This window comes from Synechococcus sp. H55.11 (assembly GCF_047462475.1).
In the GTDB taxonomy this organism is placed as follows: domain Bacteria; phylum Cyanobacteriota; class Cyanobacteriia; order Thermostichales; family Thermostichaceae; genus Thermostichus.
Genome location: NZ_JANSJI010000188.1, coordinates 3,446 through 5,193 on the forward strand (window position 1 = coordinate 3,446; position 1,748 = coordinate 5,193).

1 protein-coding gene is annotated in these 1,748 nt (G+C 60.6%); it reads right to left on the minus strand.

Features of this window, described 5'->3' with window-relative positions; all coding sequences use genetic code 11:
• Positions 1–1,595: serine/threonine protein kinase (locus tag NW853_RS08100; RefSeq protein ID WP_414348760.1), on the minus strand; the 1,595-nt coding region annotated here is incomplete at its 3' end.
• Between the last annotated feature and the right edge of the window lie 153 nt (positions 1,596–1,748).

Genomic DNA, 1,748 nt, shown 5'->3' on the forward strand with positions numbered 1-1,748 from the left:
GCCACCGGAGTGGGAGTGGGTGTTGGTGCCGGAGTTGGAGTAAGTGTCGCCACCGGAGTGGGGGCGGGCTCGAGGGTAGGTGTTGGGGTGACTGCGGCGGTAGGGATCGGCTCCGGCTCTTCCTGGGTATCGCGGGTTGCTGGGCGCGGCCAGAGCCAAAAGGCGGCCAACAAAGCCACAGCGCCTCCCCCAGCCAAGACCCACTTCAGGCTGCTGCCAGAAGGCTGGAGAACCGTTGGGGGGGCAGCTTGCGGCAGAGGGCGGGTGCGGGGAGTATCCGTTCGTGGTGGGACGGGGGGATCCTGAGGGGGAGTAGCCGGGCGGGTGTTGCTGGCTGGGATGACTGTAGAGGGGGTTTTGGGAGTTTCGCCTGCAGCTTGAGAGGAGGGATCCGGTGCAGCTTCTGCCGAGGTAGTTGAGGGGAGAGGTTCCTGCCCGGCGACGTAGTAGGGGATCCCTGCACCTGGGGGAGAGACCGGCTCATCTTCAATGAGATCCAGATCCTCATCGCGGATATCTTCAAAGGCTCCAGCAGTCGATCCTGTATTGCTGGTGGTTGCGAGCGGCAGCCTGGGATCGGAAGAGGATGGAGCCTCGTTTTGAGCCTTGGCACCGCCGGTGGGAAGAATCACGGTACTGGCCTGGCTGCTGGAGAGTTGAGTGGCTACCGTCAGCTCATAGGCTTGCAGCAGCCGCTCCCCTAGCTCCTGCATCGTCTGCGGCCGCTCGTCGGGGTTTTTCTTGAGGCAATCCATCACCACTGCTGCCAAGGCGGGCGGGATCGGCTGCGGGGTTGTCTCCGGGTTGATCTCAAGGGGGCTTTCGTAGCAATGGGCGTGGATCCAACTGTGCAGAGAGTCGGTTTCCAATTGAAAGGGCATGGATCCCGTCAGCATCTCGTAGAGCACCACCCCCAGGGAGTAAATGTCTGAGCGGGGATCCAGAGACTTGCCCCGTATCTGTTCGGGAGAGGCGTAACGAGCGGTGCCGATAAATCCACCCCCTTTTTGGGTGCCCAGGCTAAGGGTGTGATCAGCCAAGGTTTTGGCTACGCCGAAGTCGAGGATTTTCAGTTGCGACGTGAGCTGGCCATCTCGAAAAACCCGCTCAACAAACAGGTTGCTGGGCTTGATGTCGCGGTGAATGACGCCCCGAATCTCACGGCCCTCGACCTTGGCTTGAAATGTATGAGCAAAGTGCAGCCCCTCACAGGCCTGCAGGGCCAGCCGAAGGGCTTGCCGGAGCGTCAGAGCCCCTTTTTCTCGAATCAGCTTGCCCAGATCCTGCCCCTTGAGGTACTCCATCACCAAGTAGGCCTGCTCCCCCTCTTGGCCGTGATCCAAGACTTTGACGATGCGGGGATGCTGGCCCAGAAGGGTGCTGACGCGGATCTCTTCGGCAAAGCGGCGACGCAAATCGGTCTGGGCGTCACCCCGGCTCAGCAGCATAGGGGCATGCAGGATCTTAACAGCCACCTCTTGGCGGTTGTTGTGCAAGTCCAAAGCGCGGAAGACGGATCCCATGCCGCCGCCACCGATTTCTTGAATCAGTTGGTAGCGGCCACCCAAAATGCGATTGGTGAGATCGGGGGCCATAGGTTTGCAGGTGCAGCGAAGAAGCAGCTTGGGCAGGGATGTCCATACGATAAACCAATTGCTGGAGTTTATACCCGCTCATTTCCCCGTCCAACTCAAGGATCCCAATCTTTGACGCTCTGGGAACTCTGCGCCGCTCAAGCCCTCACCCCC